General features: G+C 48.7%; 32 protein-coding genes. 28 read left to right on the top strand and 4 right to left on the bottom strand.

Features of this window, described 5'->3' with window-relative positions:
* Position 1: 1 nt before the first annotated feature.
* The 12 genes from def (at position 2) to tnpA (ending at position 9808) form a co-directional block, all read left to right on the top strand.
* Positions 2 to 487, top strand: a complete 486-nt coding sequence (gene def, locus BQ7397_RS06105) for a peptide deformylase (RefSeq protein WP_077075228.1) — start codon at positions 2 to 4, stop codon at positions 485 to 487.
* A complete protein-coding gene (fmt, locus tag BQ7397_RS06100) occupies positions 484 to 1401 on the top strand; it encodes a methionyl-tRNA formyltransferase (RefSeq protein ID WP_234970588.1) in 918 nt (305 codons plus the stop codon). The genes def and fmt overlap by 4 nt, the downstream gene beginning before the upstream one ends.
* The gene (locus tag BQ7397_RS06095) at positions 1401 to 2084 is read left to right on the top strand and encodes a zinc metallopeptidase (protein ID WP_077075226.1); all 684 of its coding nucleotides are present in this window, start codon (positions 1401 to 1403) and stop codon (positions 2082 to 2084) included. The genes fmt and BQ7397_RS06095 overlap by 1 nt, the downstream gene beginning before the upstream one ends.
* On the top strand, positions 2084 to 3340 hold the full coding sequence (gene rsmB / locus BQ7397_RS06090; protein WP_077075225.1) for a 16S rRNA (cytosine(967)-C(5))-methyltransferase RsmB: 1257 nt from the start codon (positions 2084 to 2086) through the stop codon (positions 3338 to 3340). Before BQ7397_RS06095 ends, rsmB begins: the two co-directional genes overlap by 1 nt.
* Positions 3340 to 3735, top strand: coding sequence for a hypothetical protein (locus BQ7397_RS09495; protein WP_335340704.1), 396 nt, complete (start codon positions 3340 to 3342; stop codon positions 3733 to 3735). The genes rsmB and BQ7397_RS09495 overlap by 1 nt, the downstream gene beginning before the upstream one ends.
* Before the next feature lie 12 nt (positions 3736 to 3747).
* Entirely contained in the window at positions 3748 to 4365 is a 618-nt protein-coding gene (locus BQ7397_RS09490; RefSeq protein WP_335340703.1) for a radical SAM protein, read from the top strand.
* Positions 4366 to 4369: 4 nt separating this feature from the next.
* Complete coding sequence (locus tag BQ7397_RS06080) at positions 4370 to 5074, top strand: PP2C family protein-serine/threonine phosphatase (protein ID WP_077075224.1); 705 nt, start codon at positions 4370 to 4372, stop codon at positions 5072 to 5074.
* A 4-nt stretch (positions 5075 to 5078) separates the two neighbouring features.
* The gene (pknB, locus tag BQ7397_RS06075; RefSeq protein WP_077075223.1) at positions 5079 to 7040 is read left to right on the top strand and encodes a Stk1 family PASTA domain-containing Ser/Thr kinase; all 1962 of its coding nucleotides are present in this window, start codon (positions 5079 to 5081) and stop codon (positions 7038 to 7040) included.
* Complete coding sequence (rsgA, locus tag BQ7397_RS06070) at positions 7040 to 7924, top strand: ribosome small subunit-dependent GTPase A (RefSeq protein ID WP_077075222.1); 885 nt, start codon at positions 7040 to 7042, stop codon at positions 7922 to 7924. Before pknB ends, rsgA begins: the two co-directional genes overlap by 1 nt.
* On the top strand, positions 7915 to 8556 hold the full coding sequence (rpe, locus tag BQ7397_RS06065; RefSeq protein ID WP_077075221.1) for a ribulose-phosphate 3-epimerase: 642 nt from the start codon (positions 7915 to 7917) through the stop codon (positions 8554 to 8556). The genes rsgA and rpe overlap by 10 nt, the downstream gene beginning before the upstream one ends.
* Entirely contained in the window at positions 8553 to 9188 is a 636-nt protein-coding gene (locus BQ7397_RS06060; protein WP_077075220.1) for a thiamine diphosphokinase, read from the top strand. Before rpe ends, BQ7397_RS06060 begins: the two co-directional genes overlap by 4 nt.
* Positions 9189 to 9349: 161 nt before the next feature.
* Complete coding sequence (gene tnpA, locus BQ7397_RS06055) at positions 9350 to 9808, top strand: IS200/IS605 family transposase (protein ID WP_077075219.1); 459 nt, start codon at positions 9350 to 9352, stop codon at positions 9806 to 9808.
* 115 nt (positions 9809 to 9923) lie between these two features.
* Here the strand turns inward: tnpA and BQ7397_RS06050 are convergent, their stop codons facing one another.
* Positions 9924 to 10871: a 2-hydroxyacid dehydrogenase family protein gene (locus tag BQ7397_RS06050; RefSeq protein ID WP_077075218.1), complete on the bottom strand. Its 948-nt coding sequence runs from the start codon at positions 10869 to 10871 to the stop codon at positions 9924 to 9926.
* A 59-nt stretch (positions 10872 to 10930) separates the two neighbouring features.
* Positions 10931 to 11122 (bottom strand): 50S ribosomal protein L28, encoded by a 192-nt coding sequence (rpmB, locus tag BQ7397_RS06045; RefSeq protein WP_077075217.1) that lies wholly within the window; start codon positions 11120 to 11122, stop codon positions 10931 to 10933.
* A gap of 143 nt (positions 11123 to 11265) precedes the next feature.
* Between rpmB and BQ7397_RS06040 the strand changes: the two genes are divergently transcribed.
* Genes BQ7397_RS06040 through BQ7397_RS06015 form a run of 6 tightly spaced genes read left to right on the top strand, consistent with a single transcriptional unit; the run spans position 11266 to position 16859 of the window.
* Positions 11266 to 11619, top strand: a complete 354-nt coding sequence (locus BQ7397_RS06040) for an Asp23/Gls24 family envelope stress response protein (RefSeq protein WP_077075216.1) — start codon at positions 11266 to 11268, stop codon at positions 11617 to 11619.
* A 10-nt stretch (positions 11620 to 11629) separates the two neighbouring features.
* Complete coding sequence (locus tag BQ7397_RS06035; protein WP_077075215.1) at positions 11630 to 13270, top strand: DAK2 domain-containing protein; 1641 nt, start codon at positions 11630 to 11632, stop codon at positions 13268 to 13270.
* 37 nt (positions 13271 to 13307) lie between these two features.
* Positions 13308 to 15338 carry an ATP-dependent DNA helicase RecG gene (gene recG, locus BQ7397_RS06030; RefSeq protein WP_077075214.1) on the top strand — a complete coding sequence of 677 codons (2031 nt, stop codon included), beginning with the start codon at positions 13308 to 13310 and terminating at the stop codon, positions 15336 to 15338.
* A 45-nt stretch (positions 15339 to 15383) separates the two neighbouring features.
* Positions 15384 to 15938, top strand: coding sequence for a 16S rRNA (guanine(966)-N(2))-methyltransferase RsmD (gene rsmD / locus BQ7397_RS06025; protein ID WP_077075213.1), 555 nt, complete (start codon positions 15384 to 15386; stop codon positions 15936 to 15938).
* 3 nt (positions 15939 to 15941) lie between these two features.
* Positions 15942 to 16421: a pantetheine-phosphate adenylyltransferase gene (coaD, locus tag BQ7397_RS06020; RefSeq protein WP_077075212.1), complete on the top strand. Its 480-nt coding sequence runs from the start codon at positions 15942 to 15944 to the stop codon at positions 16419 to 16421.
* Positions 16422 to 16424: 3 nt separating this feature from the next.
* Positions 16425 to 16859, top strand: coding sequence for an ATPase (locus tag BQ7397_RS06015; RefSeq protein ID WP_077075211.1), 435 nt, complete (start codon positions 16425 to 16427; stop codon positions 16857 to 16859).
* Between the two features lie 31 nt (positions 16860 to 16890).
* Here the strand turns inward: BQ7397_RS06015 and BQ7397_RS06010 are convergent, their stop codons facing one another.
* Positions 16891 to 18012 (bottom strand): nucleotidyltransferase family protein, encoded by a 1122-nt coding sequence (locus tag BQ7397_RS06010; protein WP_077075210.1) that lies wholly within the window; start codon positions 18010 to 18012, stop codon positions 16891 to 16893.
* 92 nt (positions 18013 to 18104) lie between these two features.
* Between BQ7397_RS06010 and BQ7397_RS06005 the strand changes: the two genes are divergently transcribed.
* From BQ7397_RS06005 to rpmF, 3 genes are all read left to right on the top strand, one after another.
* Entirely contained in the window at positions 18105 to 19295 is a 1191-nt protein-coding gene (locus BQ7397_RS06005) for an acetate kinase (RefSeq protein ID WP_077075209.1), read from the top strand.
* Positions 19296 to 19425: 130 nt separating this feature from the next.
* Complete coding sequence (locus BQ7397_RS06000) at positions 19426 to 19869, top strand: YceD family protein (RefSeq protein ID WP_144019979.1); 444 nt, start codon at positions 19426 to 19428, stop codon at positions 19867 to 19869.
* Positions 19870 to 19887: 18 nt separating this feature from the next.
* Positions 19888 to 20076 carry a 50S ribosomal protein L32 gene (gene rpmF / locus BQ7397_RS05995; protein WP_077075207.1) on the top strand — a complete coding sequence of 63 codons (189 nt, stop codon included), beginning with the start codon at positions 19888 to 19890 and terminating at the stop codon, positions 20074 to 20076.
* Between the two features lie 56 nt (positions 20077 to 20132).
* Here rpmF and BQ7397_RS05990 read toward each other — a convergent pair whose 3' ends face one another.
* Positions 20133 to 21362, bottom strand: a complete 1230-nt coding sequence (locus tag BQ7397_RS05990) for an aminopeptidase (RefSeq protein ID WP_077075206.1) — start codon at positions 21360 to 21362, stop codon at positions 20133 to 20135.
* A 188-nt stretch (positions 21363 to 21550) separates the two neighbouring features.
* Between BQ7397_RS05990 and rpsB the strand changes: the two genes are divergently transcribed.
* The 7 genes from rpsB (at position 21551) to rseP (ending at position 26911) form a co-directional block, all read left to right on the top strand.
* Positions 21551 to 22351 (top strand): 30S ribosomal protein S2, encoded by an 801-nt coding sequence (gene rpsB, locus BQ7397_RS05985; protein WP_077075205.1) that lies wholly within the window; start codon positions 21551 to 21553, stop codon positions 22349 to 22351.
* A gap of 79 nt (positions 22352 to 22430) precedes the next feature.
* Positions 22431 to 23075 carry a translation elongation factor Ts gene (gene tsf / locus BQ7397_RS05980; RefSeq protein WP_077075204.1) on the top strand — a complete coding sequence of 215 codons (645 nt, stop codon included), beginning with the start codon at positions 22431 to 22433 and terminating at the stop codon, positions 23073 to 23075.
* Between the two features lie 13 nt (positions 23076 to 23088).
* Complete coding sequence (gene pyrH, locus BQ7397_RS05975; RefSeq protein WP_077075203.1) at positions 23089 to 23796, top strand: UMP kinase; 708 nt, start codon at positions 23089 to 23091, stop codon at positions 23794 to 23796.
* Positions 23797 to 23808: 12 nt separating this feature from the next.
* Complete coding sequence (gene frr, locus BQ7397_RS05970) at positions 23809 to 24369, top strand: ribosome recycling factor (RefSeq protein WP_077075202.1); 561 nt, start codon at positions 23809 to 23811, stop codon at positions 24367 to 24369.
* A 50-nt stretch (positions 24370 to 24419) separates the two neighbouring features.
* Positions 24420 to 25133, top strand: coding sequence for an undecaprenyl pyrophosphate synthase (locus BQ7397_RS05965; protein WP_077075201.1), 714 nt, complete (start codon positions 24420 to 24422; stop codon positions 25131 to 25133).
* The gene (locus BQ7397_RS05960) at positions 25134 to 25904 is read left to right on the top strand and encodes a phosphatidate cytidylyltransferase (protein WP_077075200.1); all 771 of its coding nucleotides are present in this window, start codon (positions 25134 to 25136) and stop codon (positions 25902 to 25904) included.
* A gap of 8 nt (positions 25905 to 25912) precedes the next feature.
* Positions 25913 to 26911, top strand: a complete 999-nt coding sequence (gene rseP, locus BQ7397_RS05955; RefSeq protein WP_077075199.1) for an RIP metalloprotease RseP — start codon at positions 25913 to 25915, stop codon at positions 26909 to 26911.
* Positions 26912 to 26921 lie beyond the last annotated feature (10 nt).

The following is a 26921-nucleotide window of genomic DNA, read 5'->3' as shown; positions in this document are numbered from 1 at the left end:
CATGGCGAAATTACAAATCCGCATCGACGGCGATCCCATACTACGTAAGAAATCTCGGAGGGTAGAAGCCTTCGACGACGATTTGCTGCAACTCATCGACGATATGTACGACACCATGTATGAGGCGGACGGCGTCGGCCTCGCCGCCGTACAGATCGGAAAATTAAAGCGCCTCATCGTCTTGGACGATTACGAGGAAACGAAGCTGGTGCTTATTAATCCGGAGCGCGTGGCCGAAGAAGGGTCTTGTGAAGCCATGGAAGGCTGTTTAAGCGTTCCCGAGCGCATGGGTAGGGTAAAGCGCTTTGAAAAGATAAAGATCAATTATACGGACGAAAAGGGGAAAGAGAAGACCTTGGAAGCCGAGGATTTTCTCGCCCGCATCATTCAACATGAAATGGATCACCTGGAAGGGATCCTCTACACCGACCGCGCCGATGAAATGTATAACGTAGACAAATCCCGGGAAGGGGATGAGGAGCAATGATGAAGGCGGTTTTTTTCGGCACACCGGACTTCGCCGTTCCTACACTAAAAGTGCTTAATGAAATTTGTGACGTCACCTTGGTGGTGACCCGTGAGGATAAGAAAAAAGGCCGAGGCAAAAAGCTTCTCCCCACGCCGGTAAAGGAAGAAGCCGAAGCCATGGGCATCGAAGTCTTCCAGCCCCATAGCTGCAATACGGACGAGGCCCTGGAGAAGTTAAAGGCTCAAGAGGCGGATCTGTTCGTCGTCGTGGCTTACGGCCAAATATTATCGGAAGCCCTCCTGGCGATTCCGAAAAAATACATCGTCAATGTGCACAGCTCTTTGCTCCCCAAGTATCGTGGGGCGGCCCCTATGCAATGGGCCATCCTCAACGGCGATGAGGAGACCGGCGTCAGCCTGATGCAGGTGGAGGCGGGCCTGGACAGCGGTCCCGTTTATGCCATGAAAAAAACGCCGATCGGCGACAAAAGCTTCGGCGCCATTCACGACGAATTGGCAAGCTTCGGAGCGGATCTCATTAGGGAATTTGTCCAGGACATGGAAAATGAAGCCGTGACGTTCACTGAGCAGGATCACGACAAAGCCACCTATGCATCGAAAATCGACGAGGAGCTTTTGACGCTTCGCGCCGAAGAGCTGACGGCAACCGAGTTCCTTCAAAAGATTCGCGCCTTTTCGCCGATGCCCGGCGCCCGTTTTCTCTTTCGCGGAGAACATTTAAAGATTTACGACGGTGAGCTAAGCGACGAAAAAGTTCCCGCCGGAAGATTTAAGGCGACGAAAAAGAATTTGTTGATCGGCACGAAAGAGGGCTCCGTTTCATTAAAGGAAATTCAACGACCCGGTAAAAAACGCATGGACGTCGTGTCCTATTTGGCAGGCGCCCATTTAGACGAGGAGGGTGAAATTTAATGTACGGCATGTACTACAATTTGGATTACCTGATTTATATTCTTCCCGGCTTTCTTTTGGCACTTTATGCACAATCGAAAATCAGGGCAAATTTCGATAAATACAGTCGCATCACCAATCGCGAGGGCTTGACCGGCCGCTCGGTGGCGGAAGCCATTCTGAAAAACCACGGCATTTACGACGTGACCATCGATCGCGTGCGGGGAAGCCTGACGGATCACTACGATCCGTCCCACAAGGTGTTGCGCCTCTCCGATCCCGTTTACGACTCCACATCCATTGCGGCACTGGGCATCGCCGCTCACGAGTGCGGCCACGCCATTCAACATCACGAAGCCTACGCACCGCTGAGTATGCGCAATGCCATCGTTCCTGCGGCAAATTTAGGATCGAATCTGTCTTTTATTCTAATCTTCGCAGGTCTGTTTGCCTTTGCACCATTGTTGAAGCTGGGCATCGCACTTTTCGCCATTACCGTCCTGTTTCAACTATTGACTCTCCCCGTGGAATATAACGCCAGCCATCGAGCCAAGGTTATTTTGGCCGACGGCATTTTGTCGGGAGAGGAAATGGTGGGCGTGGAACGGATTCTTTCCGCCGCGGCTCTAACCTACGTGGCCAGTCTCTTAACGGCCATCGGCACCTTACTCCGCTTTCTTTCTCTGGGAAGGAGACGGGACTAGTGAAAAATCCCCGCTTTCTCGCACTGAGCACCTTGGAAAAGGTGGAGGCAGGCGCCTTTATACAGGACGTCTTCGATCCTGTGGGCTTAAAAGCTGTGGATCGAAATTTGGCGGAGACCATCGTTTACGGCACGGTGCAACATAAAATTTTCCTCGACTACGTCATCGACCGTTTCGTTAAAAAGCCCTATGATTTGGATCGCAATATTCGGCTTCTGCTCCGCATGGCCCTTTATCAAATGCGGTTTTTAGAGCGAGTGCCGGATCACGCCGTGGTCAACGAAACGGTAGAGATGGCCAAGATCATTGCCAACAAAGGTGCGGCGGGCTTGGTCAACGGCGTATTGAGGCAAGTGATTCGACAAGGCGACGATGCCTTTGTCGTCGATGAAGAAGATGAAGTGAATCGCCTGGCCGTGACCTATAGCTTTAGCAAAGAATGGGTCTCTTATCTGCAGCAGCTTTTAAAAGGCGAAACGGAAGCTTTTTTAAAATCCACCTTCGACAGAGCACCCTTAACGCTGCGCGCCGTGTCCGTCGACAGAAGCACATTGATGTCCGAGCTGGAAGAGCTTGGCTTTACTTGCGACGCAATCGAAACCGTCCCTTTGGCACTGAATGTAAAAAATCCTCAGGGGCTATTCGAAACAAAGGCCTACAAGGAAGGGCGGTTTTATGTCCAGGACGCTGCATCCCAGGCGGTGGTGGGCCTGTTTACGCCGGATAAAGAGGCCGAGGCCTTGGATCTTTGCGCCGCACCCGGCGGCAAGAGCTTTCAAATGGCGGAAATCTTTGCCCATGTCGATGCCTTCGATTCGTCGAAGGCGCGCTTGGATAGGATGGACGAAAATATTCGGCGATTAGGCTATGAAAATATTACGACGGCAGTAAGGGACGCAAAAACGCCTCTGCCTAAGAAAAAATACGACCGCATATTGGTGGATGCCCCTTGCTCCGGCCTGGGCTTGATTCGGAGAAAGCCCGAAATCAAATATCGGGTGAATCTGAAGGACTGCCTGCAATTGGCGCGGATCCAACGACTCATTCTCGAAAACGCCTACGACGCACTAAATGCAGGCGGCGAATTGGTCTACAGCACCTGCTCCGTCACGGTGGAAGAAAACGAAGGCGTCTTGCATTCGTTTCTTTCCGACCATCCGGAGTGCCGACTGAAAGAAAAGGGCATTCGCTACTGGCCTCACCGCCACGGCACCGACGGCTTTACCATGGCCTGTATCGTAAGAAAGGACTCCTAATGCATTGGATGGAAATGACGCCTGGAGAATTAAAAGAATTTGTTCTGACCTTAGGCGAAAAAAGCTTTCGGGGGACACAGCTTTTTGAAGGCATTCACGGCCAAAGAAAATCCCTGAACGCTTTGTCTAACGTTCCTGACTCTTTGAAAAGCGCATTGCCCGAGCCTTTGCGCGGCGTTAAAATCGTGAAGCGTCTGGCGTCAAAGCTTGACGAGACAAAAAAGTACCTTTATGAATTGGAGGACGGCGAAATCGTTGAAGGGGTATTGATGAAATACCATCACGGCTACAGCCTGTGCGTCTCTACCCAAGTCGGGTGTCGCATGGGATGTAGCTTTTGTGTGTCCACCTTAAAAGGCCGCATACGCGATCTGAGGCCCTTTGAGATGCTGTAACAGATATACGCCGTGGAGGAAAGTGAATCCGTCTCCATCGGAAATATAATTCTTATGGGAAGCGGCGAGCCCTTCGATAATTACGACAATGTGTTGCGGTTTTTGCGCCTCTTACACGAGCCTAAGGGAAAAAACATGAGCTACCGGTCCATGACCATATCCACCTGTGGCTTGGTTGAGGGGATACGCTCCCTGGCCGACGAGGGCCTGCCGATTAACTTGGCCATCAGCCTTCACGAAACGGAGCAAGGGGCGAGAGCGACCCTGATGCCCATCGCCCGGAAGTATACCCTGGACGAATTGTTCCGTGCTCTTCGCTACTATTGCGACGAGACGAAGCAGCGCATCACATTGGAGTACACGCTCATTCAGGGGAAAAACGATCAGCCGCGAAATATTAAAGAGATGAAGGCACTGACCAAGGGGCTTCCCTGTCACGTGAACCTTATTCCTCTTAATGATACGGACCATTTCGACGAGAGCAAGCCGTCGAGAGAGCACATCATTCGATTTCAGCGAGAGTTGTCTCAGGCCGGCGTATCGTGTACAATACGAAGAGAATTAGGCAGTGACATACAGGCCAGCTGTGGACAATTAAAAGCGGGTTCTGAAGCCATAAAGGCAAGGTGATACAATGATAATATCTGCATACACCCACATCGGTGGCAGGGAAAATAACGAAGACAGTTACTATGTGGATCCGAAAAAGCGATTCGCCATCCTGGCCGACGGCATGGGTGGTCACGCAGCGGGTGAAAAGGCCAGCGCCTTGGCGGTGAACCGATTAAAGGAAGTGCTCTCCCAACCCGTTGACAACGAAAAGGAGCTGATGGACCTCTTGAACAAAGGCGTTCAGGACGTCAATGCGGAAATCTTTAAACAATCGGCAGCCCATTTAAAATTTCGCGGCATGGGCACGACCTTAAGCTTGGTCTATTTATTCGAGGACAAGCTCTATTACATTAACATCGGCGATTCCAGAATTTACGGTTACGACGGCAAGCTGTTTCAAATATCGAAAGACGACAGCTTCGTCAACTATCTTTTGGATATCGGCGATATCTCCGAGGAAGAGGCGCGGGTCCATCCGAAGAAAAATGTCCTGACGAAAGCCTTGGGCACGACACAGGGCGTGGATTTTCAAATACGAAGTTTGGATGAAGACCTAAGATTTATCATCCTATGCTCCGACGGTCTTTCCGACGTCGTCGTTCCGGAGACGATTCAAAGGATATTGGAAACAGAAAACGGCGATATTTCGAAAAAGCTGGTACAAACGGCTTTGGACAATCATGGAAAAGACAATATAACCGTCATTGTCTTTGATAAGAGTAGGTGAAGGTATGCAAGGAATGATTTTAGCTGACAGGTATGAATGCCTGAAACGAATCGGCAGCGGCGGCATGGGTGACGTCTACAAGGCGCACGACCGCAGGCTTGACCGAATCGTTGCCATTAAAGTTCTGAAGAGCGAATACAACGAAGACGACAATTTCATTCGCAAATTCCGTCGCGAATCCTTGGCTGCCGCCAGCATTTCCCATCCCAATATCGTCAGTATCTACGACGTCGGTATGGAAACCGTGGCGGATGAAAACGTGTATTACATCGTTATGGAATACATCGACGGCAAGACCTTAAAGGAATTGATTAAAGAGGAGGGCATGCTAAGTCAAAATCAGGCGCTGAATTACCTGATTCAAATCGCTGAGGCTTTAAAGATTGCCCACAGTAAAAATATAATTCACCGGGATATTAAATCCCAAAACATCATGGTGACCCGGGACAACCGCGTGAAGGTGACGGACTTCGGCATCGCCCGCATGGCGGGAAATGCTACGGTGACCGTGACCAACGCCGTCATGGGAAGCGTCCATTACTTTTCGCCGGAGCAGGCCCGTGGACAAAAGGTCGACGCCAGGAGCGATATCTACTCCATGGGGATCGTCTTATTTGAAATGCTTACCGGTGAAGTGCCCTTCGATTCTGAAAATCCAATTACCGTGGCATTGATGCACGTGCAAAACGAAATTCCCATGCCCTCGGAGAGAAATCCGAAAGTGAGCCCCGAAGTCGATCGAGTCTTCAGGCACATGACGGAAAAGAAACCGTCGGATCGGTACGAAAACGTCAGTATGATTATCGAAGATGTGAAGGCGATTTTACTGGGCAAGGTTTACGGCGACCATGCACAAACGGAGACGCGAACCACGGTGGTGATTCCGCCAAGTGTGAATCGTCCGAGTCAGGCGAGTAGGGCATCGAGAGATACGGCGCCGCAGCTGAGGCGAAATACGCGGCCCATCCCGACAAAAGCCCCGAAGAAGAAATCCAATCCCGTGGCGACCATAGGTGGGGTGTTACTTGCCCTCTTGTTGCTCTTCGGGCTGGCCTTCGGCGGTTCGAAAATAAAAGACATGCTGCTTTCCAATGAAAAGGGAGCGGCCGTCGAAATGATCGACTTAATCGGAAAAGACGTATCCGAAGCCAAGGATTTCGCCGCGTCCAACGACCTGACCTTGGAAATCGACGAAAAGGATTCCGATGAAGGCATAAAACCGGGCACCGTTCTGTCACAATCCGTAGATGCCGGCGAGGTAATCAGTCGCGGCGATCAATTCTCCATTGTAATCGCCAAGGAGGCTGAAGAGGTGAAGGCCCCCGATTTGGAAAATATGACCATTTCCGAAGCGCAGGCGACGCTGAGAAGTGCGGGACTGAATCTCGTCGTCGATAAGACGGAATTCTCAGACGACGTGCCGGCGGATCGCATCATCAGTCAATCGCCGAAGGCCGATGAAAAAATCAAAAAAGGCGACAGTGTTCACGTCATTATGAGCAAAGGCGCCGACGACAAGACGACCGTCGTTCCCAATTTGAAGGGCGTCACACTGGAAAAAGCCAGAACGCTTTTAAGCCAACAAGGTCTCAAGCTGGGTAATATCGAAGAACGTGAAGATATTTCCGTCGGTCCCGGAGAAGTCGTATGGCAACAATACAATAGCGGCAACCAAGTCAAACAAGGCACGGCTGTGGATATTATTATCAGTAAGCGTTCGAGGGGAGATCAGGGCGGCGATGAAAACGGCGGAACTACCAGTCACAAGAACCTTTCATACCGCGTTCCGGACGATGGAAATACTCATGAAATTGAAGTAGTCGTTCAATCCGGAGGCAGCGAACGTACGGTTGTACACGAAGAATTAGGCAGCGGTTCTAACGGGTCCTACCCTGTTCAAGGAAGCCCCGGCGACAGAGCCATTTTGCGCGTGGACGGAAAAACTGTGAAATCGGTGAACTTTTAATGAACAAAAAAGGTAGAATCACCAAATTGCTCGGAGGATTTTACTATGTCATGGCCGAGGACGGCGAAGTCTACGAAACGCGGGCGCGGGGAATTTTTCGCCATCAAAAAAGAAAACCCGTCGTCGGCGATTACGTGGAGCTTTTAATCGACGAAGGGGATCGGCTCAATTCGGTAGAAGAAATTTTCCCGAGAAAAAACTCTCTGCTTCGCCCGCCGGTGGCAAATGTGGATCAAATTTTGGTTTTCATTCCCACGGCAAATCCGAAATACAATCTGTTTTTAGTGGATAAAATGCTCGCCTACTACGAGCAGAAAAATGTCCTCGTCGTTCCCGTCGTATCGAAATGTGATTTGGATCCGGAAGAGGCGAGTCGCCTTCGTAAACTATACGAAGCCTGCGGCTACGATGTTATGGCCTTGTCTGAAGCAGACCAAGCTTCCGTGAAGGCTTTAAAAGAAATGCTTTACGACAAGACGACGGTTTTAAGCGGCGTGTCGGGATCCGGAAAGACGACCTTTCTTAATCACGTCTTAAATTTGGATATGGAAACGGGAACGGTCAGCGAGAAAACCAATCGCGGCAAGCATACGACGCGGCATACGGAAATCTTCACGGGAGAAAAAGGCATCTATCTTTTCGATACGCCGGGCTTTTCGAGTATCGAAATTGATTCGATTTCCTCAGAAAATCTTGATGAACACTTCAGGGAATTCATCCCCTTTATGAGAAATTGTAAGTTTCAGGACTGTCGGCATATGAAAGAGCCGGGATGTGCCGTGCGGGACGCCTATGAGAAGGGAGAGATCCCGTCGAGTCGCTTCGAAAACTATATGCGCTTTTACGAGGAATTAAGAGAAAAGGAGAACGAGAAATGGCGATAGTGGCACCGTCGATTTTGTCGGCAGATTTTTCTAAATTAGGCGAAGCTATTGCATTTTTGGATAAGGCTGCCGTGGACTTCATTCATATCGACGTTATGGACGGCAAGTACGTGCCGAATTTAACCTTCGGACCGCCGGTGATTAAAGCCATACGTCCCTTCACGTCCATTCCCTTCGACGTGCATTTAATGATCGATAAGCCGGAGGATTCCGTCGATGACTACATCGCCGCAGGGGCCGATCGAATCACCTTTCACATCGATGCCACCATTCACGCTCACCGCCTCATTCATAAAATAAAAGAAGCTGGTGTAAAGGCCGGCGTCAGTTTAAATCCGTCGCAAAACCCCGAATCTATCCGCTATCTGCTGGACGATGTGGACCTGGTGCTTTTGATGAGCGTGAATCCCGGCTTCGGCGGCCAATCCTTTATTCCTTCGACCATTGAAAAAGCGAAGCAATTAAGGACCATGACCGATCGCAAGGATTTGGAAATCATGGTGGACGGCGGCATCAACGAAACCACCGGCGCACAAATGGTGAAGGCGGGCTGTGACAGTCTGGTGGCCGGATCCTATATCTTTAAACAGGACGACCCCATGGTCGCCATCGAGGCGTTGAGACGCTTATGAAACGGGGCTTAATCGTAACGGGGGGCAGACGCCCCTCTCGTGATTTGTTGGAGAGAGAAATCCAATGGGCCGACGGCATTATCTGTGCCGACGGGGGCTACGACGCTTTGGCTCACGTGCCGGAAAAGCTAAAGCTCGTCATTGGCGACTTCGACAGTTCTCACCGTTTGGAAGAGCTTAAAGCAAAAAAGCTACCCATAGAAATCCTGCCGCCTGAGAAAGACGAAACGGATACGGAAATGTCGGTCTTGCGTATGCTGGAGTTTTCTCCCGATGAAATTCATATTTTGGGCGCGACGGGCAGTCGTTGGGACCACAGCGTGGCGACGATTTTTTCCATGGAAGCCTACCTGAACGAGAAGTCGAAGATCAGCTTAATCGACGATAACAATCGCCTTCGCATGATCCCTGCAGGCACCTACGACGTAAAGAAAGACGGCTTTCGCTACATCAGCTTTATCCCCGTCACCGATGCTATAGTCATCTCTACTAAGGGTTTTAAATACGAAGTGGATCATTTAACTCTCTACAGAAAAAAGACCCGCGGCGTCAGTAATGAATTGCTGAAGGACGAGGGGACAGTGACCTTACACGAGGGCACAGCCCTAATGATTCAATCCAAGGATGAATAGGAATCGCCAATTAAAAAAAGCCCCGAAGGGCTTTTTTTGTTTGCATTAGAAAACCCCCGGTTAGACCGGGGGTTCCGTTTAGCTTTAGCGATAATTACCCGTTATTTCCAGCGTGATATGATGAGAGAGGTCTGCCAACCAATCACAATCAGGAGGAAATAATGACATCACTAAATCACACCCATAGTTTATCACACACAAAATGGAATTGTAAGTATCACGTAGTGTTTGCTCCGAAATATAGGCGAAAAGTATTTTATGGATCGAAGCGCTTAGAAATAGGCGCGATTTTACGCGAGTTATGTAGCTGGAAAGGCGTAAACATAATCGAGGCGGAAGTATGTCCGGATCACGTTCATATGTTACTAGAGATCCCACCCAAAATATCTGTATCTTCATTCATGGGCTTTCTAAAAGGGAAGAGCAGTATCATGATCTATGAACGATGGGGAGACATGAAATTTAAATATAGGGGAAGGCAGTTTTGGTGCCGAGGCTATTACGTCGATACAGCGGGAAAAAACGCTAAAAAGATTCAAGAGTATATACAAAACCAGTTGAAAGAGGATCAAATGAGTGAGCAACTAACCTTTGACACGACGAACCCCTTTAAGGGGTAGCCGAGTAACGTTAGCGCGGGCAGACCACCGACGCCCTTCAGGCGCAGCTAGTAATGCAGGCCCTTTGGGCCGAAAAAGGAAAACCCCCGGCTACGCCGGGGGATGTTTATTGCGCTTAATTTACTTGGTTTCTCGGTTTCTTGCCTGCGATAAAATCTTCCAAATTGTCTAAGCAGGCATTGCCCATTTCCAGGCGTGCTTCCACGGTAGCATTGCCCAGGTGGGGAGCGAGAGTCACATTGTCCAGAGACAGAAGGTCTTCGGTGACCTTCGGCTCAAATTCATAGACGTCCAAGGCAGCGCCGGCGATGGTGCCGTCTTTTAACGCATCGGCCAAGGCCTGCTCGTCGATTAAAGGACCGCGGGCGGCGTTAATAAATGTGGCGGATTTTTTCATGGCCTTGAAGGCGTCGGCGTTAAACTTGTGCTTCAGCTCGGGAACGAAAGCGGAGTGAATGCTGAGAAAATCCGATTCTTTAAGGAGTTCGTCGAAGGAGACGTAGACGGCGCCGCATTTCTCGATTTCTTCCTTGCGATTTCTCGAGTTGTAAATGACCTTCATGTCAAAGGCCAGGGCGCGTTTCGCCAAATTACGACCGATGTTTCCCATGCCGAAAATACCCAGGGTCTTTCCCTTTAATTGTTGGCCGAGGAAATAAGTGGGGCGCCATCCGTGAAAACCGCCGGCACGCAAATCCTTGTCGCCGAGAACTAATCGGCGCGCTTGGGCGAGGAGTAAGGCGAAGGTTAGCTCCGCTGTGGAGACGGCAGAAGAGGGGGCCGGTGCATTGCAGACGACGATGCCCTTTTCGCGGGCGTAGGCGATGTCGATGTTATCGAAGCCGGCACCGTAATTTAAAATGAGCTTTAAGTCCTTCGCAGCATCCATGATCTCTTTGTCGATTTTGTCGGAGAGGGGACAGATCAGGGCGTCTTTTCCCTGAAGGCCTGCGATAATTTCAGCTTTCGTCATGGGGACATTGCTGTCGTTGTAGCTGGTGTCGATGCCGTCTAAGCGATCGATGATTTCATCGGGCACGCGACTTGAAATAAATAGTTTCATGCTTTCCTCCTGATATTTTCAATAAAAAAAAGTCGACTCCGCTGGGAATCGACTAATGATTAAAGAGCGCGTTCAACCTTGCCGGATCTCAGGCAACGCGTACATACGTAAATTCTTTTTTTCGAACCGTTAACGACGGCGCGTACGCGTTGAAGGTTCGGGGACCAAGACCTGTTTCCTCTTTTGTGGGAGAAGGAAACCGAGTTACCGAATTTTTTTTCTTTTCCGCAGATTTCACATCTTTTTGCCATACTTACACCTCCTCCGACATTTTTTCAACTCGAATTATTTTACCACAGAGAAAAACAAATTGCAATCGGCCTTTGGTTTTTTCCCCGAGGCTTATGTGATATAATATCCGTAAATCCCAGTAGCGCAAAAAAGGAGATAAATCATGCAAGTAACGATCCCCAATGAAAAGGGCAATATTACCATAGATAATCAAGTGATCGCCACCATCGCAGGCATATCCGCCATGGAAAGCTATGGCGTCGTCGGCATGGCTTCTAAAAATGCGGCGGACGGTATTTTTCAATTATTGAAATTTGAAAACTTAACGAGAGGCATTGAAGTGCACACGGAAAACGAACGGGTACACATTCAATTGCATGTCATCATCGAGTTCGGCATTCGCATTTCTACCGTGGGACAAAATATTATCGATGCCGTTCAATTCAATGTAGAATCTTTAACCGGCTTAGATGTTGATCAAATCGAAGTTTTGGTCGAAGGAATACGAATGAACTAGAGGTAGGATTATGGATCAGATAACACTTTTAGAATTTAAGGAGGCACTGATCAGTGCTTCGAATTTTTTGGAAATAAATAAAGAGCACGTCAATGACTTAAACGTCTTTCCCGTACCCGACGGGGACACGGGAACCAATATGTCCAAGACGATTAAAAGCGCGGTGAAACAAGTGGCGTCTTCAAACGCCAAGGACCTCGCAGCTTTTGCGACGGAAATGAGCCGCGGCGCCCTGATGGGAGCTCGCGGGAACAGCGGGGTTATTCTTTCCCAACTGTTCAGAGGATTTGCCGAAGGCCTGCAAGGGCATGAGGCGTTAACAGTGCCCGTATTGGCTGCGGCGATGAAGAGTGCATCGGAAATGACTTACCTCGCCGTCATGAAGCCGACGGAGGGAACCATTCTTACCGTAGGACGTGAAAGTGCCGATTTCGCCGTCAAGCATGCGAAGAAATACAGCGATTTGATTTTATTCGGCGAAGCGGTTTTAGAGCGCGCCAAGGAATCCTTGGCCAACACGCCGAATCTTCTCCCCGTATTAAAAGAAGCGGGCGTCGTCGATGCCGGCGGCCAAGGCCTCGTCACTATTATGGAAGGGGCATTAAAGGCCTTAAAGGGCGAAGGCGTATTAGGCGATGTGGAAGCGGAAAGCGGCCATACAAAAGAAAAAGCCGAGCGCCGCGAAATTTCTACCGACGATATTAAATTCGGCTACTGCACGGAATTTATCGTCAATACCGAATCCAATCACGTCGAAGATTTAAAGAAAGACTTGATTCCCCGAGGGGACAGCTTAATCGCCGTCGGCGACGACAGCATGATTAAGGTCCACGTTCACACCAACGACCCCGGTCTCGCCATTCAGAGCGCGCTGAAATACGGCTTCTTAAAGGATATTAAGATCGACAATATGCGCCTGCAGCACTCTGAGCGCCTGTTTACCGACTATGAGGTCAAAGAGGCGAAGGAGGCACCGGCAGAGCCTACGGAAATGAAGACCTACGGTTTCGTCTCCATCTGTGCCGGCAAGGGCATCGAAGATATTTTCACCGAAGTCGGCGTAGATTATCTTGTCACCGGCGGACAAACGATGAATCCCAGCACGGAAGACATTCTCGCCGGCATCGATCGGGTGCACGCTGAACACGTTTTTGTTCTTCCCAACAACAGCAATATTTTCCTCGCGGCGGAAGCGGCGGCGGAAATTTCCGATAAAGACGTTATCGTCTTAAAGACGCGCTCTATTCCCGAAGGCATTAACGCCTGCATCCACTTTATGCCTGACAAAGGTGTGGAAGAGAATGTGCAGTCCATGATGGAAGCCGTCAACGACCTAAGCACCGGTCAGGTAACCTATGCGGTACGCGATACGGAAATGAACGGCATCGCCATCAAAAAAGGCGACTACATCGGCCTTTCCGGCAAGAAAATCCTTGCGAAAGGCCAATCCATTAACGAAACCACCATCGAGATGATCAAAAAAATGGTGGACGAGGATTCAAGCTTTATCTCTCTCTACGCCGGAGAAGATGTCAGCGTCGACGAGGCCGAAGACCTGGAAGAAAAATTGGAAACGGCTTTCCCCGATATGGATGTTGAAATCATGCGCGGTGAGCAGCCCATTTATTATTATTTAATTTCAGTCGAGTGATAAGCAGGCGAAGGCCTGCTTTTTCATTGGAGGTTTTATGGACCGGCATTCCAGTATTTTACAGATCAGGGGAATCGGCAAAAAAGTCGCCGAAAAATTAAATAAAGCGTCCATCGAAACGGTGGAAGATCTTTTATACACCTTGCCTTATCGCTACGACGACGGCAGCGAGCTTAGAGACTTTTCTCAACCCGATTTTGAAAAGCCTGCTACCTATGCCGTTCGCCTCGTAGAAAAAAAGCCCCGGCGCTTTTTAAAAAAAGGATTGACCATGCAGAGCTATGGCATTTCAGACGGGACGCGCGAGGCAACCATGACCTTTTTTAACATGCCTTTTTTGGACAAGAGTCTGATCGTGGGGAAGGATTACTATATTTTCGGCAAGCCGAAGTTTTTCAGAAATCGTCTGGATTTTTCCACGCCGAAAATTTTTGACGAATCGAAACGAAAGGAAGCTTTGGCCATTACGCCGATCTATCCTCTCGTCAGCGGCATCGGGCAAAAAGCCATGGCGAAATATATTCGCGAGGCCCTTTTGCAAGTGGACATGCCCTCTGTGGTGCCGGCCTATTTGCGTTCCCGCTACGGTCTTTTACCCGAGAAGGAGGCCCTGGCCAAGCTCCACGCGCCGAAGGATTTAGAGGAAGGGAAGAACGCCCTACAATCTTTAATATTTTCAGAGTTTCTCTGCTTTCAACTGGCACTGGGTCGCTTCCATCACAACAGAAGTGAAGTCGGCTTTTCCATGAAGAAGATTCATCTGGCGGAAGAAGTTTTGTCGGAATTGCACTTTCAATTGACGGAAGGGCAGGAGCAGGCGTGGAAGGACATTCAGCGTGATATGGCATCGGAGGTGCGCATGGAGCGTCTGGTCCAAGGGGATGTGGGCAGCGGCAAGACCGTTATCGCCTTTCTCGCCATGGCCACCTGCGTGGCGTCGGGGCATCAGGCCCTCTTTATGGCGCCGACGGAAATTCTCGCCAAGCAACATTACGAGGAGGCCTTCGATCTGTTTATGCCCCACGGCGTGCGTGTGGAGCTGTTGACCGGCAGCACGAAGGAAAGCAAGAAAAAGACTATACGCGACAATTTCGAAAGCGGTATTTGCGATATTATAATCGGAACCCATGCTTTGTTTAACGAAGACTTAAAAAGCGACCGCATCGGACTTACCATTACCGACGAGCAGCATCGCTTCGGCGTCATGCAGAGGGAAGCCTTGCAAGAGAAGCAAACGAAAAGCGATCGGCTGATTATGACGGCGACGCCTATTCCAAGAAGTCTGGGCATCGTTATGTACGGCAATACAAAAATATCGTCGATTCGAACCATGCCCAAGGGGCGTAAGGCCGTGGAGACGACGGTGGTCGACGAAGCGGGCCTAAAGAACAGCTATGACTTTATGGAATCATTTTTGAAAAGCGGGCAGCAGATTTACGTCGTCTGCCCACTTATCGAAGAAAATCCGGATTTTCCTCTTCATGCGGCGGAAACGGTTTATGACTATTTTTCCAAGGATCGCTTTAAAGATTATTCCGTGGCCCTGATTCACGGCCAGCTTTCCGCAGAAGAGAAAAATAAAATCATGGACGCCTTTCAGAAAAACGACGTGCAGATTTTAATCTCCACCACCGTCATCGAAGTGGGCGTCAATGTGGTCAATGCCAATCTCCTCTTCGTTTACGACGCCGATCGATTCGGTCTTGCCACCCTGCATCAGCTCCGCGGACGCGTCGGGCGTGGAGATCAAAGGGCCTATTGTATTTTGCACAGCGACAACAAAAATCTGAAGTCGCGGCAGCGTTTGGCCATAATGGAAAAATCAAACGACGGTTTTTATATCGCGGAAGAAGACATGAAGCTTCGCGGCGGCGGGGACTTTTTCGGCACCCGACAATCGGGAGCAGTCAGCTTCCGAGTCGGGGATCTATTTGAAAACATGGACATTATGCGCTATGCAAAGGTGGAAGCCGATGCTATTTTGCAGGGCGGGCATTTAAACGAAAGAGAAGAGCCGGAGCTCTTGCGTGCCGTGGAGGAATATGAGACGCGGACGCTGGGGATTTAATTGGCGTGGAAAAGGGAATATGCTAATATCTGAAGGGAAGTGACTATGCGTGTTATAGCGGGAGAGAAGAAGGGGCAGCGACTCACAACGCCGAAAGGCGATCGCATTCGTCCGACGGAGGATCGCATTAAAGAAAATGTTTTTAATCTTCTCTACGGCCCCTTTAGCGGGACCAAAGTATTGGATCTATTCTCCGGCACCGGCCATATGGGCATCGAGTTTTTAAGTCGAGGTTCCGACTTCGCCTGGTTTTGCGATAATCATAGGGAAAGTCTTCGAATTACTCGTGAAAATATCAGCAAAACAGGGTATAATGAGAAGAGTAAGGTCGTGGATGGATCTTTCGAGGAGTGCTTGGTACTCGCTCGAAAGGAAAATGTGACGTTCGACTACATATATGTCGATCCGCCTTACGTCAATCGAGAATATTACGATCGCACGGCGTCCATCGTCGAAGCCGATCACTTATTGGCACAGGGCGGTCGCATGGTGTTTGAGGCACCGAGGGACTACGATTTTTCCGACTACAAGCACTTGACATTGGTGCGGCAAAAGCTCTATGGTAAGAAGATCATTTGGATTTATGAAAGTTGTGATTAGAATTTGAAAGTCATTTATGCCGGTAGCTTCGATCCCGTAACCTATGGCCACTTGGACATTATTCATCGAGCGAAGGCTATTTTCGGCGAAGTCATCGTCGCCGTGCTGAACAATAAAAGCAAGCCCGGTTTTTTTACGGTAGAGGAACGGCTCCACCTGTTAAGAGAAACCCTGAAAGGGGAACAAGGCATTGAGACGGATCACTTTGAAGGTTTACTCGTCGATTATGCCAAGGAAAAAAATGTCGACGTTGTCGTTCGCGGTCTTCGGTCCAATCACGATTTCGAAAGCGAATACACGGTGGCCATGGCCAATAAAAATTACGGAACCAATTTGGAGACGGTATTTTTATTGACGACTCAGGAGCATTTGTTTATCAGTTCTTCTCTCGCCAGAGAGGTCGCTTTGTTTAATGGAGATACGTCGCTGTTTGTACCCGATGTAGTCGGGGATGCAATGAAGGAGAAAATGAGAGGAAGGTAACTTATGGAAGTTATGCGTTACATCGAAGATTTAAAAGATTTATTGGAAGTTAGCTCCACCATTCCTTTGACGGGAAAAGTGATGGTCGATAAGGACGAGGTCAACGAACTTTTGAACCAAATCGAATCGCAATTTCCTCAAGATTTAGCAGAAGCTCAAAGCATTCGCGATCGCAAGGACGAAATTTTTGACGAAGCCAATATGCAGGCGAAGCAAATCGTTCAAGCGGCTCATGTGGAAGCACAAAAGCTGGTCAACGAAGACGAAATCACCCTCGCCGCCCAAGAACAAGCCAGAGAAATCATGAACCGCGCCGAGCTTGAATCGGATCAAATTCGCCTCTCGGCTCGCGACTACGTGGACAATATGCTTGAAAGCACCCAAGTTCACTTGTCCGAGATGATCAAGACCATTAATGAAAACAGAAAAGAGCTTTAAAAAAAACGGCCTCGTGCCGTTTTTTCTTTGCTTAAATTCCAATGTGATCCCGACCCATCTCTGTTCCCGTCAGAACGCTCCACAGGTCGGTGGCCCGCTCCTCGAAAGAAAGAATCCGCTGTTGATCCGCTGAAGCTTTATTTATTTGCTTGTAATTCGTAAGAAGGGAAGCGGAAGAGGATTTTGCCAAGCGCAAGAAGTCGGTGCCTTTTTCCGAAAATGCCAACACCTGATAGGCTTTTTGGCTTTCGATGGAGGCCCGGACGCTTTCTCGGTCCATGGCCAACAAATGATGAAGCAAGAGTCTGGCGATGCGCCACCGGGAATAGCGCTTCGTGCTTGCCTGCTCAAGAAAAGCTTTATGGTCCGAGGTGCTCCGAAGCAGCTTGCGAATACGCTGATCGATGCCGATCTCGTAGCCGTCGTATGACGCGAGGTCGAGCTCGGAAGTTAAGAGACCACTGCGATAGATTTGAAAAAGCTTGGCGCAAAGCTCCGACTCACGATAGGCGGGAGCGGTTCCGGCGCAATAGCCCTTAACGTCTGCTGCATTTTCCTCGTTCATGGCGCGAAGGACTGAGGCGGAAAGGACGGATGTCGATTTTTTTCTTGGGACCATCTTCAAAGAAATGGCGGAAGAGAGTTTTCTCAAGCTTTTATAATAGCCGTAAGCCAAAAGGGCGTTGGACTGAAAGAGCATTTCCCATTGAGGATCTTTTTCCGCAAAAGCTTTTTTATAAGCGGCGGCGTAAGAGGCGCCGCATGTCATTGCTTCTTTTAATTGAGTTTTAAATGTCTCCGTCCGTTCGTAATCGAACATGGCGCGAAACACTTCCTCGTCTCCGAATTCCGTGCCGCAGAAGACGGCATCGATGGAGGGAAGGCGCGTGGCCGCACTCATGGCGCCGTAGGAAAAGAGCTCACCCGCCGATGTGGCCGACTGCACCGGGTGGGTAATGACCACATCGACGCCCTCTGCGATTAAATCCCTCGCACGGGTAAACTTATCGGTGACGACGGGGAGGCCCCTTTGAGTAAAGGAGCCGCTCATCAAGACGATCACCGAATAGCCTCGGTCTTTGACACATTGAATTAAGTAGGTATGGCCGTAATGGAGTGGATTGGTCTCGGCCACAATCAGGGCGTAGGGCATGATTTTATCCTTTTCTGCTCTTTTCTTCGATAGGGAACAGTTATATGATATAATAACTACGGTCAAAATGAAAATGCACAAGGAGGAAATACATGAACATTTTAGTCATTAACTGCGGAAGTTCTTCTTTGAAGTACCAGTTAATCGATATGGAAGAAAAGAAGGTTCTTGCCAAGGGCTTGGCAGAACGTATCGGCATTGAAGGCGGTCGCGTAAAATACGAAGCAGCCGGCAAGGATGAAATCGTCATCGAAGAAAAACTCGCCGATCACAAAGCTGCCCTTAAAATCGTCTTGGATTCTTTACAACATCCGGAGTACGGTGCGGTAAAGAGCTTGGACGAAATCGATGCCGTCGGCCACCGCGTCGTCCACGGCGGCGAAGCCTTCGCTCAATCGGTCATCATCGACGAAAAGGTCATGAAAGCCATTAACGACAATGTGGAAATCGCACCCTTGCACAACCCGCCGAACATTATCGGCATCGAAGCATGCAAAGAAATTATGGGCGACGTCCCCATGGTCGCTGTCTTCGACACGGCTTTCCATCAAAGCATTCCTGCATTGAACTACATTTATGCCCTGCCTTATGAATACTACGAAAAATACAAGGTTCGTCGCTACGGCTTCCACGGCACCAGCCACCAATATATTACGGAACGTGCTGCCGACATGCTGGGCAAGAAGCTTGACGAAGTGAATTTAATTACCTGCCACTTAGGTAACGGCTCCAGCATCAGCGCCGTCATCGGCGGAAAATGCTACGACACCACCATGGGCTTTACGCCGCTCGAAGGCTTGGCCATGGGTACTCGTACCGGCGACATGGACCCCGCCATCGTTCCCTTTATCATGGACAAAGAAAACCTCAGCACTGAAGAAATGTCCAATGTCATGAACAAGAAGAGCGGCGTCTTGGGAATCAGCGGCGTTTCCAGCGACTTCAGAGACTTGGAAGAAGCAGCTGAAAAAGGCAATGGTCGCGCTCAATTGGCTTTAGATATTTTCGAAAATCGCGTTCGTAAATATATCGGCGCTTATTTAACCGAAATGGATCACTGCGACGGTATTATCTTTACCGCCGGTGTCGGTGAAAACTCCATTACGACGCGAGAACGTGTCGTAGGCGGCTTAACTTCCTTAGGCGTAAAGATCGACAGCGACAAAAACAATATGCGCGGAAAAGAAGCGGTAGTAAGCACCGACGATTCTTCCATTCCCGTTTTGGTCATTCCTACCAACGAAGAATTAAAGATCGCTATGGAAACGGCTAAACTCGTTTAAAATCCTTGACAGGAGCTGAATAGTTGTCATATAATAGCTTGCAGCAGTTTTAGAGGTGATACCTTTGCGTAGAGAATTTTCTGATTTTTTACAGGGAAGTGAGATCCACAAGCACGTCGAGGGTCAATTAATGAAAGAGGAAAGTCCACTGGACGTTTCCGGCATGGGCTTAATCGATCCCATTGACTACGACATGGATATTTATAAAGTCGACGGCGATTTGGAAGTCGACGTTCGCGTGGGTTATTCGTTCGAAAGCTGTTGTGATCGCTGCTTAAAGCCGGTTGAAGAAACCGTAGAAAGCGAATCTCATATCGTCGTAACTACCGACGACAGCGAAGATGACGACGGAAACGTCCTTCTCGTGGAAACACTGGATGAATTCCCATTGGCGGAATTGGTATTCTCGCAAGTGATAACATCTGTACCGAACAAGGTTTTGTGCAACGAAGCTTGCAGGGGACTTTGCCCGGTCTGTGGTGAGGATTTAAATGAACATCCCGACCATCATTGTGAGTCGGAAGGCGTAAGCCCCTTTGAATCCTTAAAAAATTTATTCGATGAAAAAGCATGAAGATAGGGAGGTGTAGACATGGCAGTACCTAAGAGTAAAACTTCGAAACAACGTAAAAACAAAAGACGTGCATCTTCTTATCGTCTGAATAAAACGACTGTCGCTGAGTGCCCCAATTGCCACGAAGCGAAGTTACCCCACCGTATTTGCCCGAGCTGCGGCTACTACGATGGCAAAGAAGTTATCGCAACTTCTGAAGAAGTATAAGAAAAAAGCTTCCGAAAAATCGGAAGCTTTTTTTGCGGACACCCTCGGGTGTCCTTTTATTTTGCCCAATTTCCGTCGACGAAGATGGGAACCTCTTTTCCGTCGATCGTCGTTGCCGTAATGGAAAGATCCGGCGTACCGACCATGAAATCGACGTGGGTCAAGCTGTCGTTGGCCCCACGTTCCAACAGTTCCTCTTTACTTAAATCGCCGCTGTCTTTTAAACAGGTGGGGTAGGCCTTTCCCAAAGCCAAGTGGCAAGAGGCGTTTTCGTCGTACAAGGTGTTGTAAAATAATTGATTACGATTGGAAATAGGCGAATCGTCTGGGACGAGAGCCACCTCGCCTAAGTGCTTGGCGCCATCGTCGGTCTCCAACAAATGGGCGAGAACGTCCTTGCCTTGTTTTGCATCGAAGTCCACGACCTTCCCCTCTTTAAAGCGAAGCCAAAAGCCGTCGATGACGTTTCCGTTATAGGCGAGAGGCATGGAGGCATAGACGATGCCGTCGACGCCCTTGCGGTGGGGCATGGTAAAGACCTCTTCCGTGGGAATGTTCGCCACGAAATAACGGCCGTCCGGCAAATGAGAGCCGCCTCCGGCCCAAATATGGCCTTCGGGCAAGGCGATTGTCAAATCCGTTCCCAAGCCGTTCGTGTAGTGCAGAGAGGCGTAGGATGCTTCGGTAAGCTTTTTAGCGCGTCCGTCCACGGTCTCCATGTGCTTTTTCCAATCGGCGATGGTATTTTCAGACACGCGGGACATGTCGAAAATGGCGTCCCATAGTTTTTTCACGGATTCATCGGCTTCTAAATCCGGATAGACCTTCATGGCCCAAGCGTGAGTGGCGATGCCGGCGACGGTCCAGGGGTTTTCGTCCCGCATCATGGCTTCGGAGTAAAAGCGCAGGGCCTTGCTCCGACTTCCGGAAGCCTTTTGCAGCTTCTTCGGATCGATTTGCTTGAGAAGGTCGGGATCCGATCCGGTGAAGGATAAGAAGGCGGCGCCACGCTCTAAATAGTGGCGAAATTTTTCCTTTTCGAAATCGGGAACCGTATTTAAAACCTCATCAGGCGCACATTGGTATTTTAAGAGAGTCAGATCGTCGTCGGACCACATGACGTGAACGTCTGCGGCGCCGACCTCATAGGCGACGCGGGCGCAGGCGACGACGAGATCCCTTCCTTCCAGAGGACTGCGGATCACTAAATCCTGTCCGTCCTTTAAAGAAACACCGGTCTTTATTAATAATTCAGCATAAGCCTGTAAGCGTTGATTAAAATTCATAATTCCTCCTTTTACAGAAAAAGTATATCATAAGTTCGTCATGAAAAATGAGAAAGGATTCTTGCATGCCCCTTTGGCCCATGTTATAATATATCGGTACAAATACGCACACAGTTTCGGAACAGAGCCGTTGCCTATGGGTCGTTCTGTCCATACGAACTGTGGAGGAAAAAACAATTGGAGGAATTATGTCTGTAGTATCTATGAAGAGCCTGCTTGAAGCCGGCGTACACTTTGGTCACCAAACCAGAAGATGGAACCCGAAGATGAAGAAATACATCTTCACCGAACGTAACGGCATTTACATCATCGACTTACAAAAAACCGTCGGTAAAATCGAAGACGCCTATGACTTCGTTCGCGAAACCGTACAAAACGGCGGACAAGTATTGTTTGTCGGTACGAAAAAACAAGCACAAGATGCCATTGAAAAAGAAGCAAAGCGTTGCGGAGAATTCTACATCAACCAACGTTGGTTAGGTGGTCTTCTTACCAACTATCAAACCATAAAGAAAAGAATCGGTCGTCTGAAGGATTTAGAAGAAATGGAAACAGACGGTCGCTTCGACGTTCTTCCCAAGAAGGAAGTGATCGGCCTTCGTCACGAAAGAGAACGTCTTGAAAAGTTCTTAGGCGGCATTAAAGACATGAACGGTCTGCCCGATGTTATGTATGTCGTCGATCCGAAGAAGGAAAATATCGCCGTTAAAGAAGCTCAAAAGCTCGGTATTCCCATCGTTGGTATTCTCGATACCAACTGCGATCCCGATGAGCTGGATTACCCCATTCCCGGTAACGACGACGCCATCCGTGCCGTTAAGTTGATTACGGAAACCATGGCTAATGCCGTTCTCGAAGGGAAACAAGGGGCACAAGACCACGCTGAAGAAGAAGCTGAAGCGACGGAAGCTTCCGAAGAAGCTGAAGCAACCGAAGAAACTGAAAATCAAAACATGGACAGTGCGGCTGATACAAAAGAACAAGAATAAGGTAGATTATAAGAGTTCTAAGCCAATGGAACTCTTATTTTTTTGAAAATGTGATTCACGATTGAAAGGGGACTGTAAAATGGAAATTACTGCAAAAATGGTCAAAGAACTGAGAGACAAATCCGGCGCAGGCATGATGGACTGCAAGAAGGCCTTAAAAGAATCCGAAGGTGACATCGATCGCGCGGCCGACATTCTCAGAGAACAAGGATTAAGCAAGGTTGCTAAGAAGAGCAGCCGTATTGCCGCTGAAGGGATCGTTGAAAGCTACATCCACAACAATCGCATCGGCGTTCTGATCGAAGTCAACTCCGAAACCGACTTCGTCGCTAAAAACGAAGACTTCAAAGAATTCGTTCGCGACATGGCGATGCAAGTAGCAGCGACCAATCCGAAATACGTTACCCGCGAAGAAGTGCCCGAAGAAGAATTGGATCACGAACGTTCCGTATTAAAGGAACAAGCGTTAAACGAAGGCAAACCCGAAAAGATCGTAGAAAAAATGGTCGAAGGCCGTTTGGAAAAATTCTACAAAGAAATCGTCTTATTGGATCAACCCTTTATTAAAGACGGCGACAAGAGCGTCAACGATCTGTTAACCGAACTCATCGCAAAGATCGGTGAAAAGATCAGCATTCGTCGTTTCTGCCGCTATGAAGTCGGTGAAGGTTTAGAAAAGCGCAACGAAGACTTCGCCGAAGAAGTTGCAAAACAAATGCAATAATCGGACCGCGACCATGGAACCTAAATATAAGCGAATCGTCTTAAAGCTCAGCGGGGAAGCCATGGCGGGTGAAAAAGGAATCGGCATCGATTCTTCCGTCGTCCGGCTTTTCGCTTCTGAAATTAAGCGTATTTCCGAAGCCGGTGTGGAAACGTGTATCGTCGTTGGCGGCGGCAACTTTTGGCGTGGCCGCGACAGCAAGGAAATGGATCGTGCCACATCCGACTACATGGGGATGCTGGGAACGGTAATGAATGCCCTGGCCCTCCAAGATGCTCTGGAGCAAATGGACGTGGTCACGCGGGTCATGACGGCCATCGAAATGAAACAGGTGGCCGAGCCCTACATTCGTCGCCGCGCCATTCGCCACCTTGAAAAAGGACGTGTGGTTATCTTCTCGGGCGGCATCGGCAATCCCTATTTCTCCACGGACACCACAGCGGCCCTCCGTGCAGCTGAAATCGACGCGGAAGTCATTTTGCTGGCGAAAAAAGGCGTGGACGGTATTTACGACTCCGACCCCAATGTCTATGAAGACGCTGTAAAATTTGACAACTTGACTTATTTCGATATCTTAAGTAAGAATTTAAAAATTATGGACTCGACAGCCACTTCTCTATGCATGGAAAATGAAATTCCCTTACTTGTCTTCGGCATCGACGAATCGAACAATCTTTACGATGCGGCCATGGGCAAGGAGCTGGGAACCCGTGTGGAATAAGGAGGATTTTGTATGGATTTTAGCGAAATCAAAAAAGAAGTTCAAACCAAAACGCAAAAGACTGCCGATCGCTTAAAGGAAGAGTTGGCATCGATTCGTGCCGGTCGCGCCAATCCCTCTCTTTTAGACCGAATTACCGTAGAAGCTTACGGCCAACAAACGCCCTTAAACCAAGTCGCTGGCATTACAGCACCGGAAGCGCGCTTGTTAACCATTCAACCTTGGGACGCATCCTTGATTCCGGCCATTGAAAAAGAGATTCTAAAATCCGATTTGGGTTTAAATCCTTCCAACGACGGAAAATTAATTCGTCTGGCGATTCCTCAACTGACGGAAGAGCGACGCAGGGATATGATTAAGGTCGTCGGTAAGGATGCGGAGCAATCGAAAATTGCCATTCGTAACGTTCGTCGCGATGCCATCGAAACGATTAAAAAAGCGGAAAAGAACAAGGAAATTTCTGAAGATGATCTGAAAGATTATGAAGAAGAAATTCAAAAGCTGATCGACGCCGCCATCAAAAATATCGATGCCATAGCCAAGAAAAAGGAAGACGAACTACTTGAAATTTAAATACAATTGAATAGAGCCCCTTAGGGGGTTCTTTCTTTTTAGGAGAAATCATGGATTCTGCAAAAAAAGCAATGCCGAAACATATCGGCATTATTATGGACGGAAACGGCCGTTGGGCAAAAAAACGAAACTTGCCTCGGACCTACGGACATAAGGAAGGCGTGAAACGGGTTATAGAAATCGTCAAGGCCTGCTACAAATTAAATATTCCCTACCTCTCTCTATATGCCTTTTCCACGGAAAATTGGAAGCGTCCCGAACAGGAAGTCTCCAATTTGATGTTTTTATTGCGTTCATTTATCGAGCAATATCTGGATGAATTATATGAAAACGGCGTGAAGCTGAATATTATGGGCGACGTATCGGCTTTGGGAGACAAGACGAGAGAGATGGTAACAAATGCCGTGAAGCGAACGGAACCCAATAGAGACCTCGTATTAAACATCGGCTTAAACTATGGCGGACAAGACGAGATCCTTCGTGCGGCAAAGGCTTTGGCGCAAAAGGTGGAAGCGAAAGAAATCACCGCGGATGCCATCGACAAAGAGGCTTTCGAAAAAGAGCTCTACACGAAAAATCAGCCGCCCTTGGATCTTTTAATCCGTCCCAGCGGCGAGCTAAGGGTAAGTAATTTTATGCTCTGGCAGCTGGCCTATGCGGAATTTTGGTTCTCGGATATTTTGTGGCCAGATTTTACCGAAGAAACCTTAAAAAAAGCGATCGACGATTACCAATTTAGAAACAGGCGATTTGGAGGCGTATAATTGAGTAATCTATCAAAACGTACGATAACGGCCCTGGTTCTTATTGCGCTTTTAGTCACGATTTTATATTTCGGCGGAAGGATGCTGCAGATTGCCGTGCTCTTATTCTCTCTGGAGCTGTCTCGAGAGCTGATTGCCGCCTTTAAGCACAAGGGCAATCACATTCCCGAGCATTATATTTTGCTCGCCTGTGCATTTCACTTTGTGGTCTACGAATTCGGCTGGCCGTGGTTTGTCGCATTCACCATTCCTTTATTTTTCTTAATTCTTTATTTTTTGAAAGACGATCAATTTACCGTCGAGGACATGGGCATTTCCGTTTTAATACTCATCTATGTGCCTACATTTTTGTTTCCCATTATGTCGCTGAACAAGACCCGCTATCTGTATCTGGTCTTCGTTATATCCATTGCGACGGACACCTTTGCCTATTTAACGGGCATGGCCTTCGGGAAACACAAGCTATGCCCCTCCATTAGTCCGAATAAGACCATTGAGGGCGCTTTAGGCGGAATTATCGGCACGTTGATTTGCGGATTGATCTATTGTCTTATCTTTCATATCGAAATTTACTTTGTTCACGGGCTTTTTATCGGCCTCGCCTCGGTGACGGCACAGCTCGGCGATTTATTTGCATCAAAAATTAAACGAACGACGGGCATTAAAGACTTCGGAAATTTCCTTCCCGGTCACGGCGGATTTATGGACCGTTTCGACAGCATGCTATTAATCATTCCCATGGTCTATATCCTATTCCGTTTTGCCCTTTAGGAGGTTTTATGTCGACCTTATTAGGTTCACTTTTTGTATTTATATTAATTATTGCCATACACGAGTTCGGTCACTTTGCCGTGGCCAAAGCTGTGGGCATTCGCGTCAACGAATACGCCATCGGCATGGGTCCGTTAATTTTTAAAAAGAAAAAAGGAGAGACCCAGTACAGCCTTCGAGTCCTGCCTATCGGCGGCTACGTCGCCATGGAAGGGGAGGAATCGGCATCGGAAGACCCCAGATCTTTTAATAACGCAAGCCTTTGGAAACGGGCGGCGGTCGTCGTAAGCGGTGCCGGAATGAATTTCGTTTTGGCCATCGTGACCTTTAGCCTTTTTTTATTAATTACAGGCTATCCGACCCGCACCGTCGAAAGGGTTCTTCCCCAATCCCCGGCGGCAGAAGCGGGAATACAAACCGGTGATGTGATTCATTCCATCGACGGAAAGACCGTGGCCGATTGGGACACATTTTCCAAAACGGTGGCGGCATCGAAAAAGACCTTGACCATCGGCGTTCGTCGCAAGGGCGAGGATTTGTCTTTTACCGTTACGCCGGTGAAAAAAGAAGGTCGGCCTATCGTCGGCATTCAACCGACGAGCAAAAAAGAACCGATCAAAGCCATTGGCGACGGATTCACCATGACCGGTAAGACCGTCGTGACTATTTTTCAAGTGCTGGGTCAATTATTTTCCGGCAAGCTCGGCGTCGATAATCTCTCGGGGCCGGTGGGCGTGGTGAAGGTTATCGGCGATTCGGTGAAATACGGATTCGCATCTCTGCTCTTTATTACGGCTTATATTTCTGCAAACTTAGGTTTTATGAATTTGCTTCCCATTCCCGCCCTCGACGGCGGAAAGCTGGTTTTCTTGCTCATCGAGGGGATTACCGGTAAGCCCGTCAACGAAAGGGTAGAACAGGGTCTTTCGATAGCAAGCTTTGTATTATTATTCAGCCTTATGATTTACGTGACGATTTTCGGCGACATCGCACGATTTTTACATTAGAAAGGACGAC

Origin of the sequence: Aedoeadaptatus urinae (assembly GCF_900155585.1) — a bacterium.
GTDB lineage: Bacteria > Bacillota > Clostridia > Tissierellales > Peptoniphilaceae > Aedoeadaptatus > Aedoeadaptatus urinae.
This window is presented reverse-complemented; position numbering and strand designations above follow the sequence as displayed.

Coding starts and splice junctions, on each gene's coding strand:
- BQ7397_RS06035 (WP_077075215.1), top strand. CDS start 11,630: ATGGATCAGATAACACTTTTAGAATTTAAGGAGGCACTGATCAGTGCT.
- fmt (WP_234970588.1), top strand. CDS start 484: ATGATGAAGGCGGTTTTTTTCGGCACACCGGACTTCGCCGTTCCTACA.
- tsf (WP_077075204.1), top strand. CDS start 22,431: ATGGAAATTACTGCAAAAATGGTCAAAGAACTGAGAGACAAATCCGGC.
- BQ7397_RS06005 (WP_077075209.1), top strand. CDS start 18,105: ATGAACATTTTAGTCATTAACTGCGGAAGTTCTTCTTTGAAGTACCAG.
- pyrH (WP_077075203.1), top strand. CDS start 23,089: ATGGAACCTAAATATAAGCGAATCGTCTTAAAGCTCAGCGGGGAAGCC.
- BQ7397_RS06000 (WP_144019979.1), top strand. CDS start 19,426: ATGAAAGAGGAAAGTCCACTGGACGTTTCCGGCATGGGCTTAATCGAT.
- rpe (WP_077075221.1), top strand. CDS start 7,915: ATGGCGATAGTGGCACCGTCGATTTTGTCGGCAGATTTTTCTAAATTA.
- BQ7397_RS05990 (WP_077075206.1), bottom strand. CDS start 21,362: ATGAATTTTAATCAACGCTTACAGGCTTATGCTGAATTATTAATAAAG.
- BQ7397_RS06010 (WP_077075210.1), bottom strand. CDS start 18,012: ATGCCCTACGCCCTGATTGTGGCCGAGACCAATCCACTCCATTACGGC.
- BQ7397_RS06040 (WP_077075216.1), top strand. CDS start 11,266: ATGCAAGTAACGATCCCCAATGAAAAGGGCAATATTACCATAGATAAT.
- BQ7397_RS06015 (WP_077075211.1), top strand. CDS start 16,425: ATGGAAGTTATGCGTTACATCGAAGATTTAAAAGATTTATTGGAAGTT.
- rpsB (WP_077075205.1), top strand. CDS start 21,551: ATGTCTGTAGTATCTATGAAGAGCCTGCTTGAAGCCGGCGTACACTTT.
- BQ7397_RS06080 (WP_077075224.1), top strand. CDS start 4,370: ATGATAATATCTGCATACACCCACATCGGTGGCAGGGAAAATAACGAA.
- pknB (WP_077075223.1), top strand. CDS start 5,079: ATGCAAGGAATGATTTTAGCTGACAGGTATGAATGCCTGAAACGAATC.
- def (WP_077075228.1), top strand. CDS start 2: ATGGCGAAATTACAAATCCGCATCGACGGCGATCCCATACTACGTAAG.
- rpmF (WP_077075207.1), top strand. CDS start 19,888: ATGGCAGTACCTAAGAGTAAAACTTCGAAACAACGTAAAAACAAAAGA.
- BQ7397_RS06095 (WP_077075226.1), top strand. CDS start 1,401: ATGTACGGCATGTACTACAATTTGGATTACCTGATTTATATTCTTCCC.
- rsgA (WP_077075222.1), top strand. CDS start 7,040: ATGAACAAAAAAGGTAGAATCACCAAATTGCTCGGAGGATTTTACTAT.
- rseP (WP_077075199.1), top strand. CDS start 25,913: ATGTCGACCTTATTAGGTTCACTTTTTGTATTTATATTAATTATTGCC.
- BQ7397_RS06050 (WP_077075218.1), bottom strand. CDS start 10,871: ATGAAACTATTTATTTCAAGTCGCGTGCCCGATGAAATCATCGATCGC.
- rpmB (WP_077075217.1), bottom strand. CDS start 11,122: ATGGCAAAAAGATGTGAAATCTGCGGAAAAGAAAAAAAATTCGGTAAC.
- recG (WP_077075214.1), top strand. CDS start 13,308: ATGGACCGGCATTCCAGTATTTTACAGATCAGGGGAATCGGCAAAAAA.
- frr (WP_077075202.1), top strand. CDS start 23,809: ATGGATTTTAGCGAAATCAAAAAAGAAGTTCAAACCAAAACGCAAAAG.
- tnpA (WP_077075219.1), top strand. CDS start 9,350: ATGACATCACTAAATCACACCCATAGTTTATCACACACAAAATGGAAT.
- BQ7397_RS09495 (WP_335340704.1), top strand. CDS start 3,340: ATGCATTGGATGGAAATGACGCCTGGAGAATTAAAAGAATTTGTTCTG.
- BQ7397_RS06060 (WP_077075220.1), top strand. CDS start 8,553: ATGAAACGGGGCTTAATCGTAACGGGGGGCAGACGCCCCTCTCGTGAT.
- BQ7397_RS05965 (WP_077075201.1), top strand. CDS start 24,420: ATGGATTCTGCAAAAAAAGCAATGCCGAAACATATCGGCATTATTATG.
- rsmD (WP_077075213.1), top strand. CDS start 15,384: ATGCGTGTTATAGCGGGAGAGAAGAAGGGGCAGCGACTCACAACGCCG.